Below are 16,888 nucleotides of genomic sequence, written 5' to 3' on the forward strand. Positions count from 1 at the left end.
GTCTCCCCGTGGCCGTCCTCCGGCCGGTGCCGCCGAACGGACCACGCCCGCGCCCGGATCGTCCGGACGCGGGCGTGTGGGTGCTCCGCGGTGGGGTCAGGCCTTCCTGCCGGTGAGGCGGAGGTTCTCCAGCCGGTCGAAGACGTCGAGCAGACGCGTGCCCAGGGTCCGCATCCCGGTCAGCGTCGAGGGCGGCAGCAGCACCGCGCGGATCCTCCTGCCCCGGGGCGCGGAGGCCGCCAGTGCCCGCCGTACCACGCGCAGGTCCTCACGCGGGGAGCCGGTCTCGCCGGGGGTCCTGGCGAAGAGCATCCGCTCGGCCGAGGCGGCGATCCGCGTCACGGCGGCCTCCGCGTCCGTGTCGAACCCGTGCTGGGCGGTCAGCCGTACGGCCAGCGCCCTGGGGGTCTCACTCGGCCCGCGAGACACCCCGTAGTCGTACAGCGTGTCACCGAGCTCCGCCCAGACGGCCGTCGTCGCCTGCTTCCACAGACCCGTCCTGACCGTGACGGTGCCCGGCGCCTCCGCCAGGACGACGGCCGGCCGCGCCGCGCGGGAGCAGATCCGGCGGCGGTGCCCGCGCAGCCGCAGCCGCAGCATCGCCGGGATCAGCACGATGAACGCCACGGCCGCGACACCGAGGCCGATCCTGACCGCGAGAGGGGTCCCCTCCTCGACCACGATGGGCCCGCTGCCGCCGTAGTCGAGCTCGGGCCTGCGGTTGCGGGGGTTGCTCGCCGACCCGTTGGCCGGATCGGAGGAGCCGGAACCGATCGCGGGAGCGGCCGAGGGCTGGTCGCCGGGCTCGTCCGCCGTCCGCGCACGGCTGTAGGAGGGAACCGTGGCGCTGCCCTGTCCGGTGAGGCCCGTGGGGGTCGGCTCGAAGCGCAGCCACCCCGTCCCCTCGAAGTAGAGCTCGGGCCAGGCGTGGGAGTCGTGCGTGCCCACCTGCCAATGGTCGCCGACCCTGCTGCCGCCGGTGTAGCCGACGGCCACCCTGGCGGGGATGTGGAGCACCCTGGCCAGCACCGCCATCGCGGCGGCGAACTGCTCGCAGTATCCGGCCTTGTTGCGGATCAGGAAGTCCGTCAGCGCCTGCCCGCCGTGTCCCTGAGCGGCCAGGGTGTAGACGAATCCGCCCTTGCTGGTGAAGAACTCCTGGAGCCGGACCGCCTGATCGTAGGGGGTCCTCTCGTCCTTGGTCTCCCTCACCGCCAGTTCCTTGACCTCCCTGGGCAGGTCCCTGGGCAGCTGCAGGTAACGGTCGGTGATCTGCGGGGGCGCGGCCGCGGCCGACCTCAGCCTCTCCGCGGTCGGCCTGGGCTCGTCGCTGACGACCGTGTAGGTCATCCCCTCCGCGGTGTCCTCGGTGGAGAAGACCATCAGGGAGTCACGGTCCGGCCGCCAGTCGCCTTCGATCCCGATGCGGTTCGGCGGGTACGGCAGCGGCAGGAACTCCAGCCCCTTGAGGGTCTTGCTCACCGTGATCCTGGTCGTCACGGTCGCGACGGGCGTCTCACGGCTCTGGCCGGGAGGCGGGGGCAGCGGTCCGCGTGAGATCCGGTCCTCGGGAAGACCGCTGGGTCCCGCCATCGTCCACTGCTGGCCGTCGAAGATGTCCAGCGAGTACATCCGCAGGTAGCGCGGCAGGTTGTCACTGGTGGTGTAGCTGAGGATGTCGGCGTTGCTCGGCAGCGACAGCGAACCCCGCAGACCGACGATCGGGTTGGAGATGCTGATCGAGTTGTTGCCCTTCCCCCTGCCGTTGCCGACGCCGAAACCGAACAGCGGGGAGGGTTCGAGCGTGGGCATCAGCGCGGGCAGCAGGACGGCCAGCACCACCGCGGTGAGCCCGATGCGCTTGCCGGACAGGCGCAGCGGGCCGACGTCGGCGACGGTCCGCGCCGTCACCGAGGCACGGCGCACCAGTACGGCCCTGCCCCAGTGACCCACGCGTTCCCTGCCGTCGGCGACCAGCAGCCCGAGGTAGCCGGCGGCCGCGACGATGAACGCGGGCCAGCTGATCGGCTCGGTCGCCACCGCGGCGGGGACGGTGAACAGCGCCAGCAGCGGCAGCCCGCACAGCGCCGCCCTGCGCGCGCGGGAGGCGAGCAGATCCACCAGGACGGCGATCAGGGCGACGCCCCCGCAGGTCAGCAGGGTGATGGAGGTCGTCGAGGGCACGGGCGCCGCGAAGCGCTGGATGTCGGCGAAGCCGGCTACCAGCATCCTGGCCAGCGCGACGACCGACTCCCTGGTCGGGACGACCCTGCCCCACGCCTTCTCCGGGGTGAAGACGGCCGTCAGGTAGATCCAGGTCGCGACGACCTGGCCAAGCGGCGCCAGCCAGCCAGGCAGGCTGTAGCGGCTGGCCGGTACGCCGACCGCCGTCACGACGACGACGGCCCCCAGGCTCGCCCAGAACCAGGCGCCCCCCTGGAAGAGGGGATAGAGCGAGACGGTGACCGCCATGGTCGCCGCGCCCGCCGCGATCGGAAGTCTCATGAGCCGCCCCCACTGAGTACGAATCGCCCGCCCTGCGCCGCCTTCGGCCACACGTTCGCGATCGTCGCGCCCGAGGACAGCGGCACGACACGCCATCCGGCCCCGGCCAGCACGGCCTGGGCCGCCTGGTGGCCCTCACCCTCGCCGAGCTCCGGCCGTTCCCAGCCGGCGATGTCCAGCAGCACGGCGACCCCGGTCATGTTGCCGTGTCTGAGCCGGGCCAGCTCCCGGGCCTGCTCGGCGTCGACCGCGCCGAGCACGGCGATGATCAGACCCTCGCCGCCGCCCTGCCGCAGAGCGGCCACGCCGTACTCCAGGGAGCGGGCGGAACTGGTGCGGACCTCGGCGAGGGTGTCGAGCAGCGCCCAGCTCAGCCCGGTCTCCGGGAGCCGCTCCGCGCCCTGGTCGGTCACCAGGCGCAGGCCGAGCCCCTCGTGCGCCAGATGGAGCCCGATGGAGGCCGCGGCGGAGACCGCGACCTCGAAGGAGGAGCGGGGTCCCTCACCCCGGTGGGCGTACCTGCGGGTGTCCAGCAGCAGCGCGCCCCTGCTCTGCCACTGCTGCTCCTCGCGTCGCACCATCAGCTCGCCGTACCTGGCGGTCGAGCGCCAGTGCACCCGCCGCAGGTCGTCGCCCTGCCGGTACTCGCGCGGCGCGACGTCGTCGTCACCGGCCGCCGCCACACTCCTGGTACGGCTCTCGCCCCCGCCCGCGAGCTCCCCGGAGAGGCGGACCCGGGGCAGCGGGACGACCTGGGGCGTCACCACAAGCGTGTCGCTGATGGTGAAGGACCTGGTCAGCTCGACGAGGCCGAACGGGTCGGTGATCCGCACCGTGAGCGGGCCGATGCCGAACCGGCCGCGCAGGTCGGACCTGACCCGGTAGTCGATCTCGCGGATTCCCAGTGCCTCCACCCGGTCCAGGACGAACCTGGGACGGGCGCCCAGGGCGTACGGGACGGTGTCCTCGATCATCAGCAGACCGGTGGGCAGCCGGGTGACGTTCTCCAGTCGCAGCGTCACGGTGGTCTCGCCGCCGACAGGGACCCGGGGCGGGTCAAGGCGGCGCGCGCAGCTCAGCCGGTAGCGGGTGCGGCTGACCACCATCGCCGCGAGCAGCGGCAGCGAGATGATCAGCACCCCGATCCTGAGCAGGTCGTGCTCGCCGAGGAAGAAGGCGCACAGCAGCGCCGCGGCGCCGGAGGCGAGAAATGACCAGCCGCGGGCGGTGAGCGCTCTGAGGCCCGAGGTCACTTCGTCTGGACCTCGGGCACGGGCACCCGGCGAACCAGGTCTGCCACCACCTGCTCCGGCATGCGACGCTGTCCCTGGGCCTCGACGCTGGGCAGCAGCCGGTGCGCCAGCACCGGGACGCACAGGTCCTGCAGGTCGTCGGGGATGACGTAGTCACGCCCGGCCAGCGCGGCGTGCGCCCTGGCCGCCCTGACCAGCTGCAGGGTCGAGCGCGGGGAGGCGCCCAGACGCAGGTCGGGGCTCTGCCGGGTCGCGGTCACCAGGTCAACGGCGTACTTCTTGATCGGCTGTGAGACGTAGACCGCGCGCACCGCCTCGATGAGCGCCCGCACCTCCGCGGTCGTGGCGACCGGCTCCAGCTTGTCCAGCGGAGAGGCCGCCCCGTGAACGTCGAGCATCTCCAGCTCGGCGCCGGGCTCGGGGTAGCCCATCGCGATCCTGGCGGTGAAGCGGTCGCGCTGCGCCTCGGGGAGGGGGTAGGTGCCCTCCATCTCGATGGGGTTCTGTGTCGCGATCACCATGAAGGGGCTCTCCAGCGCGTAGGTCGCGCCGTCCACGGTGACCTGGTGCTCCTCCATGCACTCGAGCAGCGCGGACTGCGTCTTCGGCGAGGCGCGGTTGATCTCGTCCCCGACCACGATGCTGGCGAAGACCGGGCCGGGCTTGAACTCGAACTCCCTGGTCTGCTGGTTGTAGGCGCTGACCCCCGTGATGTCGCTCGGCAGCAGGTCGGGAGTGAACTGGATACGGCGGACCGGACAGTCGATGGAACGGGCCAGGGCCTTGGCGAGCATCGTCTTGCCGACACCGGGCACGTCCTCGATGAGAAGGTGCCCTTCCGCGAGGAGAACGGTCAAGGTCAGGCGGACGGCGTCCCCCTTGCCCTCGATCACCGACTCGATCGCCTGGCGGATGCGATGCGCCGTGACGACCAGATCATCGAGCCGAGGTGAGATGTCATGGGTTACTGCCACCAGGCCTCCATGAAGCTGCGGCGGTTTCACGCCGGGGGTTGGTATTTGGGGGTCTTTATAGGCCCTTTTCCATTGTGCGTACCGACACTACGACGCTGGAGGTTCCAGAGCGACTCTATGTGGGTATTAGGGCTGTTTCCGGGTGGACAGCCACAGTGTGTGAGCTGAGCGTTCTGTTCGTGTTGAGGGCGTGTCCGGATCTTGTGACGGGCCGTGGGGCAAGGCCTTCCGGCGGTCGCGCGCTCCACTTTCCCGCCGCGGTGCCGCCGATTGGTTCATTCCTCGATTGTCCGACTATCGCTTACCTTCTCGACACGCCCGTGACATACCGGAGGCGCCTTGCCCCTCCACTCCGCTCCACCTGTTCTGAGCTGGGAAAATGGCGGCGAAACCCATCGCTAAGAGCCGCGGAATCAGTTGACGGTGGAGAGAAGTGGAGTATGGTGGTGCGCAGTGGAGGGCAGGGGCCACAGCGCCAGGTGCTCCGCTAGGCACGGGAGGTGAGGCCGATGTTCCTCGGCACCCACTACCCGCGCCTCGATGACAAGGGACGGCTGTTCCTGCCGGCGAAGTACCGTGAGGAGCTGGCGGAGGGTCTGGTGATCACCAAAGGCCAGGAGCGCTGCCTCTACGTTTTCCCCGTAGAGGAGTTCCAGCGCATAACCGAGGCTCTGCGCACAGCGCCGGTGACCGCCAAGGCGGTCCGTGACTACAGCCGCGTCTTCTTCGCGAGCGCCTCTGACGAGGTCGCCGACAAACAGGGTCGGGTCACCGTCCCACAGGCCCTGCGCGACTACGCCGGACTCGGCCGTGACTGCGCCGTCATCGGCGCCAACACCCGGCTGGAGATCTGGGACGCCCAGGCCTGGGACAAGTACCTGGCCGACCAGGAGCAGGCATTCTCCGACCTGTCGGAGGAGGTGCTGCCAGGGATTCTGTGACTGCACGGTCGACTCATCGGTGAAAACGTCGTTCGGCGAGGTCTCCACCCGCAACCACATGTTCGTCAGCTGATGCACCTTCCCCGGTGTCAGGTGGTGAAGGAACGCGGGTGCGGATGGGGACCTGGCCGGACGGCCCCCGGGGGTGGGAGCCAGGAGAAAGACACCGATGGGCGTCCGCCGCGTGACCGCGCGGGAGACGCGGCGAGAGGGGGGTTGGCGCTTCATGCGCGCCGAAGACGACAAGAGGGATTCCCAGGGCCGGGGCGGCCATGTTCCCGTGATGCTCGACCGGGTGCTCGAGCTGCTGGCGCCCGCGCTCTCCGGACCCGGCGCCGTCGTGGTCGACGCCAACCTCGGCCTCGGCGGTCACGCGGAGGCACTGCTCGCGGCCCACCCCGCGCTGCACCTGGTCGGAATCGACCGGGATCCCACCGCCATCGAACGTTCCACCGCCAGGCTCGCGCCGTACGCCGACAGGATCACGCTGGTCAAGGCCGTCTCCGACGAGCTGCCCGAGGTGCTGGCCGACCTCGGGCGTCCCCGGGTCAACGGGGTGCTGTTCGACCTGGGTGTCTCCTCTCCTCAGCTCGACGAGGCCGAGCGCGGCTTCGCCTACTCCTACGACGCGCCGCTGGACATGCGGATGGACGGGGGGCAGGAGCTGACCGCGGAGATCGTGGTCAACACCTACCCGATCCCCGAGCTGATCCGGATTCTCCGGGATTACGGCGAGGAGCGATTCGCCCCGCGTGTCGCGCACCTAATCGGCAAGGAACGGGCCAAGGAGGCCATAACGTCGACTAAGCGGCTTGCGGAGATTGTCCGTGAGGCCATCCCCGCCGCCACTCGACGAACCGGGGGCAACCCCGCCAAAAGGACCTTCCAAGCGTTGCGGATCGAGGTGAACGCGGAGTTGACGGCACTGGAACGCGCCCTCCCCGCATCGCTCGACGCGCTGACGCTCGGCGGGCGCGTGGTCGTGCTCGCCTACCACTCCCTTGAGGACCGGCTGACCAAACGGGTCCTCGCGGCGCGGACCAAGGAGACGGGCCCTCCAGGGCTGCCCGTCCCGCTGCCGGCTCACCAGCCGCGGTTCGCCCTCCTGACAAGGGGAGCCGAGCTCCCGAGCGAAGAGGAGGTCGCCCGCAACCCGCGGGCCGCCTCCGCCCGGTGCCGGGCGGCAGAGAGGATTCGTGAGGCAGTTGACGAGGAGTGAGCAAGACGTCCGCCGCGGTGCACCGGTCCGCGGCGGACGGCCCACGCGCGTTCCCCGCACGATGCCCCAGGTGCGCAGGACGCGTCCGGCCAGGAACGTTCCCGCGACGGGGACGGCGGGGGCGGCCAAACCGTCAGCGGCCCGCGGGCGGAAGGCGCCGCGCACGCCGTTCGTGCTGCTCGTCATCGGCCTGCTCTGTGGCGGCCTGGTCAGCCTCCAGTTGCTGAACACGATCCTCAACCAGGACTCCTTCAGGGCCAACGAGCTGCGTAACGGCAACAACCAGCTCCGTCAGAAGAAGGAGTCGCTCAAGCACCAGAACGCCCTGATGGACACCCCGGAATGGCTCGCGGGCAACGCCGCGAAGCAGGGACTCGAACCCGACTGGGACAACCCGAACGTCATGATCCCCGGCCGCCCGACTCCGGGAACGCCCAAGGAGGGCGCCCCGGTGGGGGCCGCGGGGGAGAGCCCCGTGGGCGCCGCCGGAAACGACGGCCAGACGCCCGCGGGGCAGGAGCGAGCGCCGGGCACGGGCCGGTGAGAGAGACCGGCGGGCGGGGCCCGAGACCCGGCAGAGGCGGCTCGGGCGGCGGTTCCGCCGGAAACCCGGGCCGCAGGGGACCGGGCGGGCCGGGCCGTACCGGTAGACCCTCGGGCCAGGACGGCACGGGAAAGCCGGGTCCGCAGGGCCGCCCTCCCCGTCAGGACGGGCAGGGCGAGCCCGGCCGTCCCCGGCGCCCTGAGGGGCAGGACGGGCACGACGGCGGCAGGAAGCAGGGCTCAGGACGGCCGGGCGCCTCCGGCCGCAAGGACGGTACGGGCAGGCCGCGCCCCGACGGCGCGACCGGCAGGCCGGGCGGTACGGCACGGCAGGACGGGCAGGGAGCCCAGGGCGGCTCGGGCAGGCAGGCCCGCCCGGAGGGCACCTCGGGCAGGCCGGGCGCCCCCGGCAGGCAGGCCAGGCAGGGCGCTCCCGGTAAGCAGGGCGGCTCCAAGAGCGGCTCCCCGGACAGGGGCACCGGGTCCCAGGCGGCGGGCAGGCCGCGCCAGGAACGGCCGGCGGCCGGCCGGGGCGGGCCTCAGGGCGGTTCTCCGGGCAGGCCCGCGAACGGGCAGCCGGGCCGTCCGCGTCAGGGGACCCCCCAGGACGGCTCCACGCGGGGCGGCAGGCCGGCGGGCTCCAGGACGACCGGGTCACGGGCGGAGGCTCCTCCCGTCTCCGGGCAGGCCCGCCAGTCCCGCCAGGCGTCCGGACCGGGGCAGGCGGGCGGCGGCTCGGCACGACCGAGGGCGGCGGGGCAGGCACGCGCGGAGGCGCCGGGCAGACCGGGCCCGCCGCGAGGTCCCAGACCTCCGCGGCCCTCGCCCTTCTCCCAGATGGTCCAGGGACTCGTCTCCAGGGCCGGCTGGACGGGCGATCCCGGCTCCGGCAGGGGCAGGCCCCCGGCGCGTCCGCCCGCCGTACTGCGCCTGGGCAACCCGGGACGGCGGATCAGCATCGGCCTGATCGGGATGACCTTCGTGCTGTCCATCTTCGCCGGGCGGCTGATCCAGCTTCAGGGCCTCGACTCCAAGGTCTACGCGGCCAAGGCGGCCGAGCGGATCAGGCCGGAGAAGCTGCCCGCGCGGCGCGGGTCGATCACCGACGTCAACGGCCACGAACTCGCGCTGACCCTGGAGGCGCGCGAGATCTTCGTCGACCCCGGCGTGGTGACCACCCCGCAGCAGCGCGACCGGGTGGCCACGGCCCTGGCCACGGAACTCGGCGTGCCCAAAGAGCAGATCATGGCGAAGTTCACCGCGGGCGGCCGCTACCAGCAGGTGGCGGCGGCGGTCGACCCCGTCGTCGCCCAGCGGATCATGGACCGTGACTTCAAGGGCGTCGGCAGCAAGCACCGTTACCGGCGCGACTACCCGGGCGGTGACCTCGCGGGCACCCTGCTGGGCTTCATCGGCGCCGACGGCAGCGGCCTGAGCGGGCTGGAGAGCACCTACAACAAACTGCTCGCAGGCCGTGACGGGGAGCAACTCGTCGAGACGGGCGCCGGCGGGCAGCGCATCCCGATGACCGGCAACACGCTGCAGACGCCGGTGGACGGCGGGGGCGTGCGCCTGACCATCAACCGCGACATCCAGTGGGCCGCGCAGAAGGCCATCGCCGACCAGGTCAAGGCCGTCGGCGCGCGCACGGGCAGCGCCATCGTCCTGGATGTGCCGAGCGGGCACGTGCTCGCCATGGCCAACGCGCCCGAGCTCGACCTGAAGAACTGGCAGAAGACCGCCCCGGAGGACTGGGTCAACCGCTCGGTGACGGACGTGTTCGAGCCGGGCAGCACCAACAAGGTCATCACGGCCGCGGCCGCCCTGGAGTCCGGGGCGGTCAACCCGGACAGCGTGTTCTCGGTCAGAGACAACATCCGCTGCGCCGACCAGGTGCTCAGGGACTCCCATCCGCACCCGGTCGAGCGGCTGACCTTCTCCGGTGTCGTGGCCACTTCGAGCAACGTCGGCACGATCCTGGCCGCGCAGAAGGTCGGCGACCAGAAGCTCTACGAGATGCTGAAGCGCTTCGGCTTCGGTGCCAAGCCGGGCACCGGCCTGCCGGGCGAGGAGGCGGGGCTGCTGCCCGACTGGCGCAAGTGGTCGGGCAGCCAGCGCTGCACGGTCGCCTACGGCCAGGGCGTCTCGGTGACCGCGCTGCAGACCGCCAGCGTCTACCAGACCATCGCCAACGGCGGAGTGCGCGTCACCCCGCAGATCGTGGCGGGGACGACCGGCGCCGAGGGCGCCTTCACCCCCGCGGCGCCCGCCGAGCGGACCCGGGTGATCGGGCAGGACACCGCGGCGCAGATCTCGGGCATGCTCGAGGCCGCCGTGAGCGAGGAGGGCACCGGCAACCTCGCCGCCATCGACGGTTACCGTGTGGCCGGTAAGACCGGCACCGCGATGCGCTATGACGCCAAATGTCAGGGCTACTGCGGATACACTGCGACATTCGTGGGCTTCGCCCCCGCGGACAAGCCCCGCCTGGTCGTTCTCGCGGTGGTCCAGGACCCCCACAGGGGGTACTACGGTGGGGAGATCGCCGCTCCCGTCTTCAAGAAAGTGATGACGTTCGCGTTGAAGAGCAAGAAGATCCCGCCGACCGGAACCAAGCCGCCCGCGGTGCGGATACGCGCCGGGGAATGAGCAGGGAAGGTACGCTCTCGCCGTGCGTTTCCCGTCGTCCATGCGACCTTCGAACAACTCACCCCGCCCGCTCTCGGGACTGGCGAGCCTGCTCGGCGCGCCCTCGGGCGCGTCGCGGGCGCCGCTGGCCCCGGTCTCCGGGGTCACCATCGACTCGCGTCAGGTCCAGCGCGGCGATCTCTACGTGGCCCTGCCGGGAAACACCTCCCACGGCGCGGACTTCTCCGCGCAGGCTCTGGCCGCGGGAGCCTGCGCGATCCTGACCGACCCCGAGGGGCGTGAGACGGCGGCCGCGACCGGCCTGCCCGTCCTCGTCGTGCCGGACCCGCGCGCCGTCCTCGGCAGGGTCGCCGCCTGGGTGTACGGCAGGCCCGCCGACGCCGTGACGGTCATCGGTGTGACCGGGACAAGCGGCAAGTCCACGATCGCCTTCATGCTGGAGGCGGGGCTGCGGGCCGCGGGCCACCGGGCGGGCCTGATCGGCGGGGTCGAGATCCACGCGGGCGAGCTGCGCATCACCCCGAAGCTCACCACTCCCGAGGCCAGCGACCTGCAGGGGTTGTTCGCCCTCATGCGGGAGCAGGGAGTGACGGCCGCGGCGATGGAGGTCTCGAGCCACGCCCTGGCACTGGGCCGCGTCGACGGGGTCTTCTACGACGTCGCGCTGTTCACCAACCTGTCGCAGGACCACCTCGACTTCCACAAGGACCTCGACGACTACTTCGCCGCCAAGACCCGGCTCTTCACCCCGGAGATGAGCCGGGTGGGCGTCGTCAACATCGACGACGCCCACGGGCGGGAGCTTCTCGCCATCGGCAAGATCCCGATGACCACCTTCTCCGCGTCGGGCGCGGCCGAGGCCGACTGGCGGGCCGTGGACGTCCGGCTGGACGCCGAGGGCGGCGCCTTCCGCGTGGTGGGTCCGGGAGGGGTCGAGGAGGAGGCGACGGTGGCCCTGCCGGGGCCGTTCAACGTCGCCAACGCACTGGGTGCGATCGTCGCCCTCGTCGAGTCAGGGGCACCGCTGCGCGCCGCGGTCGCGGGCGTCGCGACGCTGACCGGAGTACCGGGCCGGATGGAACGGGTGCCGGGCGGCGACGGCTTCCAGGCGATCGTCGACTACTCCCACAAACCCGGCGCGGTCGAGTCGGTGCTGAACGCCCTGCGCGAGGTCACCACGGGCAGGCTGACCGTGGTGCTCGGCTGCGGCGGCGACCGCGACAAGGGGAAACGGCCGATGATGGGGGAGGCGGCGGCCAGGCTCGCGGACGTGGCCATCCTCACCAGTGACAACCCGCGCTCCGAGGACCCGCTGCGGATCCTCGCCGAGATGCTGGACGGGGTCCTCGCCGTGTCCCCGCACGAACGCGCACATGTGATCATTGAGCCGGACCGGGCCGCCGCCATCGACCTCGCCGTCGCCGGGGCGGGCCACGGCGACGTCGTCGTCGTGGCGGGCAAGGGGCACGAACAGGGCCAGTACGTCGGGGACCAGGTGCTCCCGTTCGACGACAGGCGGGTCGTCGCCGACGCGATCGTCAGGCGACGCGACCGGCCCGGGCACGCAAGCACGTATGGAGAGTAGGGAAGACTCATCATGATCCCGTTGCCGCTGGCCAGGATCGCCGAGATCACCTCGGGCGCCCTCGCCGGCATGGCCGATCCCCGTGCCGTGGTGCGCGGCCCGGTCGTCATCGACTCCCGGGCCGTGGAGCCGGGGTCGCTGTTCGTGGCAATCAAGGGCACGCGGGCGGACGGGCACGACTTCGCAGCCGGGGCCGTCGAGGCGGGAGCCACCGCGGTTCTGGCCTCCAGGCCCGTCGACGCCCCCGCGGTCGTCGTCGGCGACATCCTGGCGGCGCTCGCCGCGCTGGCCACCGCCGTGGCCGCCGAGCTGCCGCTGGCCACCGTCATCGGCGTGACCGGATCGGCGGGCAAGACCACGACCAAGGACCTGCTGGCCCGGCTCGCCGCCAGGCTCGGTCCGACGATCGCCCCCGTCGAGTCGTTCAACAACGAGATCGGCCACCCCCTGACCGTCATGAGGGCCGATGAGGAGACCCGTTACCTGGTGCTCGAACTCAGCGCCAGGCACGCGGGTCACATCGCGGACCTCGCCCGCATCGCGCCGCCCAGGATCGGCGTCGTCCTCAACGTCGGAACCGCCCACCTGGGCGTCTTCGGCGGCAAGGAGGCCATCGCGCAGGCCAAGGGTGAGCTGGTCGAGGCGCTGCCCGCGGACGGCGTGGCCGTACTGAACGCCGACGACCCGCTGGTCGCCGGGATGGCCGGGCGCACCGCCGCCCGCGTCACCTGGTTCGGCAGGGGGCCGCGGGCGACGGTACGCGCCGAGGAGGTGACCCTCGACGAGCGGGGCCGGGCCCGTTTCACGCTGCGCACCCCGTCGGGGACCGCGCCGGTCGCCCTGCGTCTGTACGGCGAGCACGCCGTGGAGAACGCGCTGGCCGCCGCGGCCGTCGCCTACGAGCTCGGCCTGCCGGTCGCCGCCATCGCCGAGGAACTGTCGGAGGCCGAGCCGCGCAGCCGCTGGCGGATGGCGGTCAGCGACAGGCCGGACGGCGTCACCGTGATCAACGACGCCTACAACGCCAACCCCGACTCCATGCGCGCCGCCTTCGGCGCCCTGGACGCCCTGGCGGGCGGCAGGCGCAGGTTCGCGGTCATCGCCGCCCTGCGGGAGCTCGGTGAGGACGGCGACGCGCTGAACGCCGAGGTCGGGCGGATGGCCGCGAGCTCGGGCCTGGAGGCCCTGTTCGTGGTCGGCTCCGACGCCGCCCCGGTTCTGGCGGGCGCGGCGTCCGTCACGGACGGGCCCGAGGCGGGGGCGCCACCGGGGGCACCTCAGGAGACGCCGCCGGGAGGGCCGCCCCGCACCAGAGTCGTTCACGTGGCCGACGTCGAGGAGGCCTCGGCCGGGCTCACGGCGCTGCTCGCCCCCGGCGACGTGGTGCTGGTCAAGGGACCGCGCGTCACCGGCCTCGAACGCGTCGCGCAGGCCCTGACCGGGGGTGAGCGCCAATGATGGAGATCCTCATCGCGGCGGCGGTCGGACTGCTGCTGTCGATGTTCGGCACTCCGCTGGCGATCCGCCTGTTCTCCAGAAGAGGCTACGGCCAGAGCATCCGGGAGGAGGGGCCCTCCGGCCACCACGACAAGCGCGGCACGCCGACCATGGGCGGCACCGTCATCGTGATCGCGGCGCTGCTCGGCTTCACCTGCGCCCACCTGTACAGCAGGACCCTGCCGACCCCCTCCGCGAGCCTGGTGCTGTTCCTGATGACGGGCCTGGGCGCGGTCGGCTTCCTCGACGACTTCATCAAGATCTACAAGCAGCGCAGCCTCGGCCTGCGCAGCGGCGCCAAGGCCCTGGGCCAGCTCGTCGTCGGCGCCGTCTTCGCGATCCTGGTGACCCGCTTCCCCGACGGCCACCTGATCACCCCGGCCGACACCCGCGTGTCGTTCCTGCGGGACTTCGGGCCCTCCATCGGCATCGTCGGGTTCACGATCTGGGTGCTCATCATGATCGTGGGCTTCTCGAACGCGGTGAACCTCACCGACGGCCTGGACGGTCTGGCCAGCGGCGCGACCGGCGTCGTGCTCGCCTCCTACGTGCTGATCGGCAACTGGCAGCTGCGCAACAACTGCACCACCCAGCTCGGTCCCAACTGTTACTGGGTCCGTGATCCGCTGGACGTGGCCGTCGTCGCGGCGGCCGTGCTCGGCGCGTTGCTGGGCTTCCTGTGGTGGAACGCCCCGCCCGCCAAGATCTTCATGGGCGACACCGGGTCGCTGGCGCTGGGCGGTGTGATCGCGGGCCTGGCCATCACCACCCGCACCCAGCTCCTGCTGATCATCCTGGCCGGTATGTGCGTGCTCATCACCCTGTCGGTGATCATCCAGGTGGGCTCGTTCAAGATGACGGGTAAACGCGTCTTCAGAATGGCCCCCCTCCAGCACCACTTCGAGTTGTCCGGCTGGGCCGAGACGACCATCGTGGTCCGCTTCTGGCTCATCGCGGCCCTGTGCGCCGCCGCCGGTCTCGGGCTGTTCTACGTGGAATGGATGCCGAAGCAGTGATGATCTGCGTCGCCGGACTCGGCGTCTCGGGCGCCGCCGCCGCCCGTGCCATGGCCGCCAGGGGAGAGAAGGTGGTCGTCGTCGAGAGCGGCGACGGCGAACGGGTCAGGAAGACCGCGGCCGAGCTGGCCGAGGCGGGCGTCGAGGTCCGCCTCGGCGCCCCCGCGCAGGAGCTTCCCGAGGGCACCGGCCTGGTGGTCACCACCGGCTGGCCGCCGAGCCACCCGTTGATGCTCGCCGCGGCGCGGGCGGGCGTCGAGGTCGTCAGCGAGGTCGAGCTGGCCTGGCGGCTGCGGCCCGAGGGCGCCGCGCCGTGGCTGGCACTGACCGGCACCAACGGCAAGACCACCGCGGTCAGGATGCTCACCTCGATGCTGAACGCGGCCGGGCACCGGGCGCTGGCCGTCGGCAACGTCGGCACCCCCGTCGTCGAGGCGGTCACCGGCCCCTGGGACGTGCTGGCGGTCGAGTTGTCCAGCTTCCAGCTGCACCGCTCGCCGGGCCTGGCCCCGCACGCCGCGGCCCTGCTCAACGTCGCCCCCGACCACATCGACTGGCACGGCTCCCTTGAGGAGTACGCCCGGGTCAAGGGGGAGATCTTCGCCAGGGCGGGCACGGTCGTCTACAACGCCGACGACGACTGGCCCGCCCGGCTGGCGCTGCCGTACCTGGGGGAGGGGCGGGCGGTGGGGTTCACCCTCGGCGTGCCGGGGCCGGGACAGGTCGGGGTGGTCGAGGACCTGCTCGTCGACCGGGCCTTCGTGGCCGACCCGGCCCGTGCGGCCGAGGAACTCGCCTCCCTGTCCGACGTCAGGCCCTTCGCGCCGCACAATGTGGCCAACGCCCTGGCCGCTGCGGCGCTGGCCAGGTCCTACGGGGTCCCCCCCGAGGCCGTACGGCGGGGCCTGCTGGACTTCGCCCCCGACCCGCACAGGATCGCGCACGTCGCCCGGGTCGGCGAGGTCGACTACGTGGACGACTCCAAGGCGACCAACCCGCACGCCGCCGCGGCCTCTCTGGCCGCCTATCCGTCGATCGTCTGGGTCGCCGGAGGGCAGCTCAAGGGCGCCGAGGTGGACGACCTGGTACGGCGGGCCGCCCCCCGCCTGCGTGGCGCGGTGCTGCTGGGCGCCGACCGTGAGCGAATTCGTCAGGCTCTGGCGCGACACGCCGAGAATGTTCCGGTGGTTGAGGTGGCGGGGCAAGACACTGGGGTCATGGACCGCGTCGTCACCGAAGCCGCCAGGCTCGCAGCCCCCGGGGACACCGTGCTGCTGGCTCCGGCGGGAGCCTCCCTCGACATGTTCGCCGGCTACCCAGCGAGGGGGGAGGCGTTCGCGCGGGCCGTACACCGGCTCGCGGACGGACGTGACGGCGGGCCGGAGTGAGCACCGCGGCGCAGGAGGACGTCGGGCGCCGCAGGACCGCGCGCCGCGCGGAGGCCGGGGGGACGGCGAGGACCCATGAGCACCTGACCGCCTTCCGTGAGCTGCTCAACCGTCCTCTGACCTCCTACTATCTGATCCTCGGCTGCAGCGCGCTGCTGCTGGCCCTGGGTCTGATGATGGTGCTCTCCGCGTCGAGCGTCGAGGCCATGCAGGAGATGGGGAGCCCGTTCTACTGGTTCTTCAAGCAGTCGATCTCGGTCGGCCTCGGCATCCCGCTCATGTGGATCTGCTCGCTGCTGCCCCAGCGGTTCTTCAGGCTCGCCGGATACCCGCTGATGGTCCTGTCGGTGCTCGCGCTGGTCCTGGTGCTGTTCGTCGGCACCTCCCAGCTCGGCGCGCAGCGCTGGATCGACCTGGGCCCCGTCTATCTGCAGCCCTCGGAGCCGGCCAAGCTGGGGCTGCTGTTGTGGGGCGCCGATCTACTGGCCCGCAAGGCGCGGGGCGGGATGATCGAGTGGCGCAACCTGTTCATCCCGTTGATGCCGGGCACCGTGATCCTGGCCGTCATGGTCATGCTGGGGAGCGACCTCGGCACCACGCTGGTGCTGCTGCTGATCTTCCTGTCGCTGCTGTGGGTGGTCGGCGCCCCGCTGCGGCTGTTCGGAGGCGTGCTGGCGGTCGCGTCGCTCGCGACCGTCATCATGATCAGCACCGAGGGCTACCGCTCGGACCGCATCGAGGGCTGGCTCAACCCGTGGGCCAACGCCCAGACGACCGGCTACCAGGCGGTCCAGGGACAGATCGCGATCGGCAGCGGCGGCTGGTTCGGGCTGGGGCTCGGGTCGAGCAGGGCGAAGTGGGGCAGGCTCCCGCACGCGGAGAGCGACTTCATCTTCTCCATCCTCGGTGAGGAACTCGGCCTGATGGGCACCCTCGTGGTGATCGCCCTGTTCGGCCTGCTCGGCTACGCGGGACTGCGGGTGGCGACCAGGGTCAAGGACCCCTTCGTCCGTCTGGCCTCCGCGGCCGCCGTCGCCTGGATCGCCGGACAGGCGATCGTGAACATCGGGGCGGTCATCGGGGTGCTGCCCATCACCGGCATCCCGTTGCCCCTGGTGTCCTACGGAGGGTCGGCGCTTTTGCCGACCCTGGCCGCCCTCGGCATGCTGCTCTCCTTCGCCAAACAGGAACCCGGAGCGCGCGAGGCTCTCGCCCTGCGTGGCCCCGGACCGGTTGCGCGGGGCCTAAGCTGGCTTGGCCTGGGTGGTCCGGCGCGGAAACGACGGCCGGCCCGAGAGAGACGATAAGTGAAAGGACC

Annotated in this window: 12 protein-coding genes; 9 read left to right on the forward strand and 3 right to left on the reverse strand. The window is 71.8% G+C overall.

The features are described 5' to 3' along the window. Positions 1-96 precede the first annotated feature (96 nt). The 3 genes from ACFYY8_RS04700 to ACFYY8_RS04710 are packed head-to-tail and all read right to left on the reverse strand — an operon-like array spanning position 97 to position 4,732. Entirely contained in the window at positions 97-2,505 is a 2,409-nt protein-coding gene (locus ACFYY8_RS04700; protein ID WP_390037156.1) for a transglutaminaseTgpA domain-containing protein, read from the reverse strand. Then, the gene (locus ACFYY8_RS04705; RefSeq protein ID WP_390037158.1) at positions 2,502-3,758 is read right to left on the reverse strand and encodes a DUF58 domain-containing protein; all 1,257 of its coding nucleotides are present in this window, start codon (positions 3,756-3,758) and stop codon (positions 2,502-2,504) included. Before ACFYY8_RS04705 ends, ACFYY8_RS04700 begins: the two co-directional genes overlap by 4 nt. Then, positions 3,755-4,732: an AAA family ATPase gene (locus tag ACFYY8_RS04710; RefSeq protein WP_390037160.1), complete on the reverse strand. Its 978-nt coding sequence runs from the start codon at positions 4,730-4,732 to the stop codon at positions 3,755-3,757. Before ACFYY8_RS04710 ends, ACFYY8_RS04705 begins: the two co-directional genes overlap by 4 nt. A gap of 509 nt (positions 4,733-5,241) precedes the next feature. Between ACFYY8_RS04710 and mraZ the strand changes: the two genes are divergently transcribed. From mraZ to ftsW, 9 genes are all read left to right on the forward strand, one after another. Beyond that, positions 5,242-5,673 carry a division/cell wall cluster transcriptional repressor MraZ gene (gene mraZ / locus ACFYY8_RS04715; RefSeq protein ID WP_390037162.1) on the forward strand — a complete coding sequence of 144 codons (432 nt, stop codon included), beginning with the start codon at positions 5,242-5,244 and terminating at the stop codon, positions 5,671-5,673. A 226-nt stretch (positions 5,674-5,899) separates the two neighbouring features. Beyond that, complete coding sequence (gene rsmH / locus ACFYY8_RS04720) at positions 5,900-6,892, forward strand: 16S rRNA (cytosine(1402)-N(4))-methyltransferase RsmH (protein WP_390037164.1); 993 nt, start codon at positions 5,900-5,902, stop codon at positions 6,890-6,892. Between the two features lie 70 nt (positions 6,893-6,962). Next, entirely contained in the window at positions 6,963-7,436 is a 474-nt protein-coding gene (locus tag ACFYY8_RS04725; protein ID WP_390037166.1) for a hypothetical protein, read from the forward strand. Then, a complete protein-coding gene (locus tag ACFYY8_RS04730) occupies positions 7,433-10,084 on the forward strand; it encodes a penicillin-binding transpeptidase domain-containing protein (protein WP_390037168.1) in 2,652 nt (883 codons plus the stop codon). Before ACFYY8_RS04725 ends, ACFYY8_RS04730 begins: the two co-directional genes overlap by 4 nt. 40 nt (positions 10,085-10,124) lie before the next feature. Then, positions 10,125-11,669 carry a UDP-N-acetylmuramoyl-L-alanyl-D-glutamate--2,6-diaminopimelate ligase gene (locus ACFYY8_RS04735; RefSeq protein WP_390037995.1) on the forward strand — a complete coding sequence of 515 codons (1,545 nt, stop codon included), beginning with the start codon at positions 10,125-10,127 and terminating at the stop codon, positions 11,667-11,669. Between the two features lie 12 nt (positions 11,670-11,681). Then, positions 11,682-13,127: a UDP-N-acetylmuramoyl-tripeptide--D-alanyl-D-alanine ligase gene (murF, locus tag ACFYY8_RS04740; protein ID WP_390037170.1), complete on the forward strand. Its 1,446-nt coding sequence runs from the start codon at positions 11,682-11,684 to the stop codon at positions 13,125-13,127. Then, on the forward strand, positions 13,124-14,182 hold the full coding sequence (gene mraY, locus ACFYY8_RS04745; RefSeq protein WP_390037172.1) for a phospho-N-acetylmuramoyl-pentapeptide-transferase: 1,059 nt from the start codon (positions 13,124-13,126) through the stop codon (positions 14,180-14,182). Before murF ends, mraY begins: the two co-directional genes overlap by 4 nt. Further along, complete coding sequence (gene murD, locus ACFYY8_RS04750) at positions 14,164-15,570, forward strand: UDP-N-acetylmuramoyl-L-alanine--D-glutamate ligase (protein WP_390037174.1); 1,407 nt, start codon at positions 14,164-14,166, stop codon at positions 15,568-15,570. Before mraY ends, murD begins: the two co-directional genes overlap by 19 nt. Next, positions 15,567-16,877, forward strand: coding sequence for a putative lipid II flippase FtsW (ftsW, locus tag ACFYY8_RS04755; RefSeq protein ID WP_390037176.1), 1,311 nt, complete (start codon positions 15,567-15,569; stop codon positions 16,875-16,877). Before murD ends, ftsW begins: the two co-directional genes overlap by 4 nt. Positions 16,878-16,888: the final 11 nt, after the last annotated feature.

It is taken from the genome of Streptosporangium sp. NPDC001559 (genome assembly GCF_042893955.1).
Taxonomy (GTDB): domain Bacteria; phylum Actinomycetota; class Actinomycetes; order Streptosporangiales; family Streptosporangiaceae; genus Streptosporangium.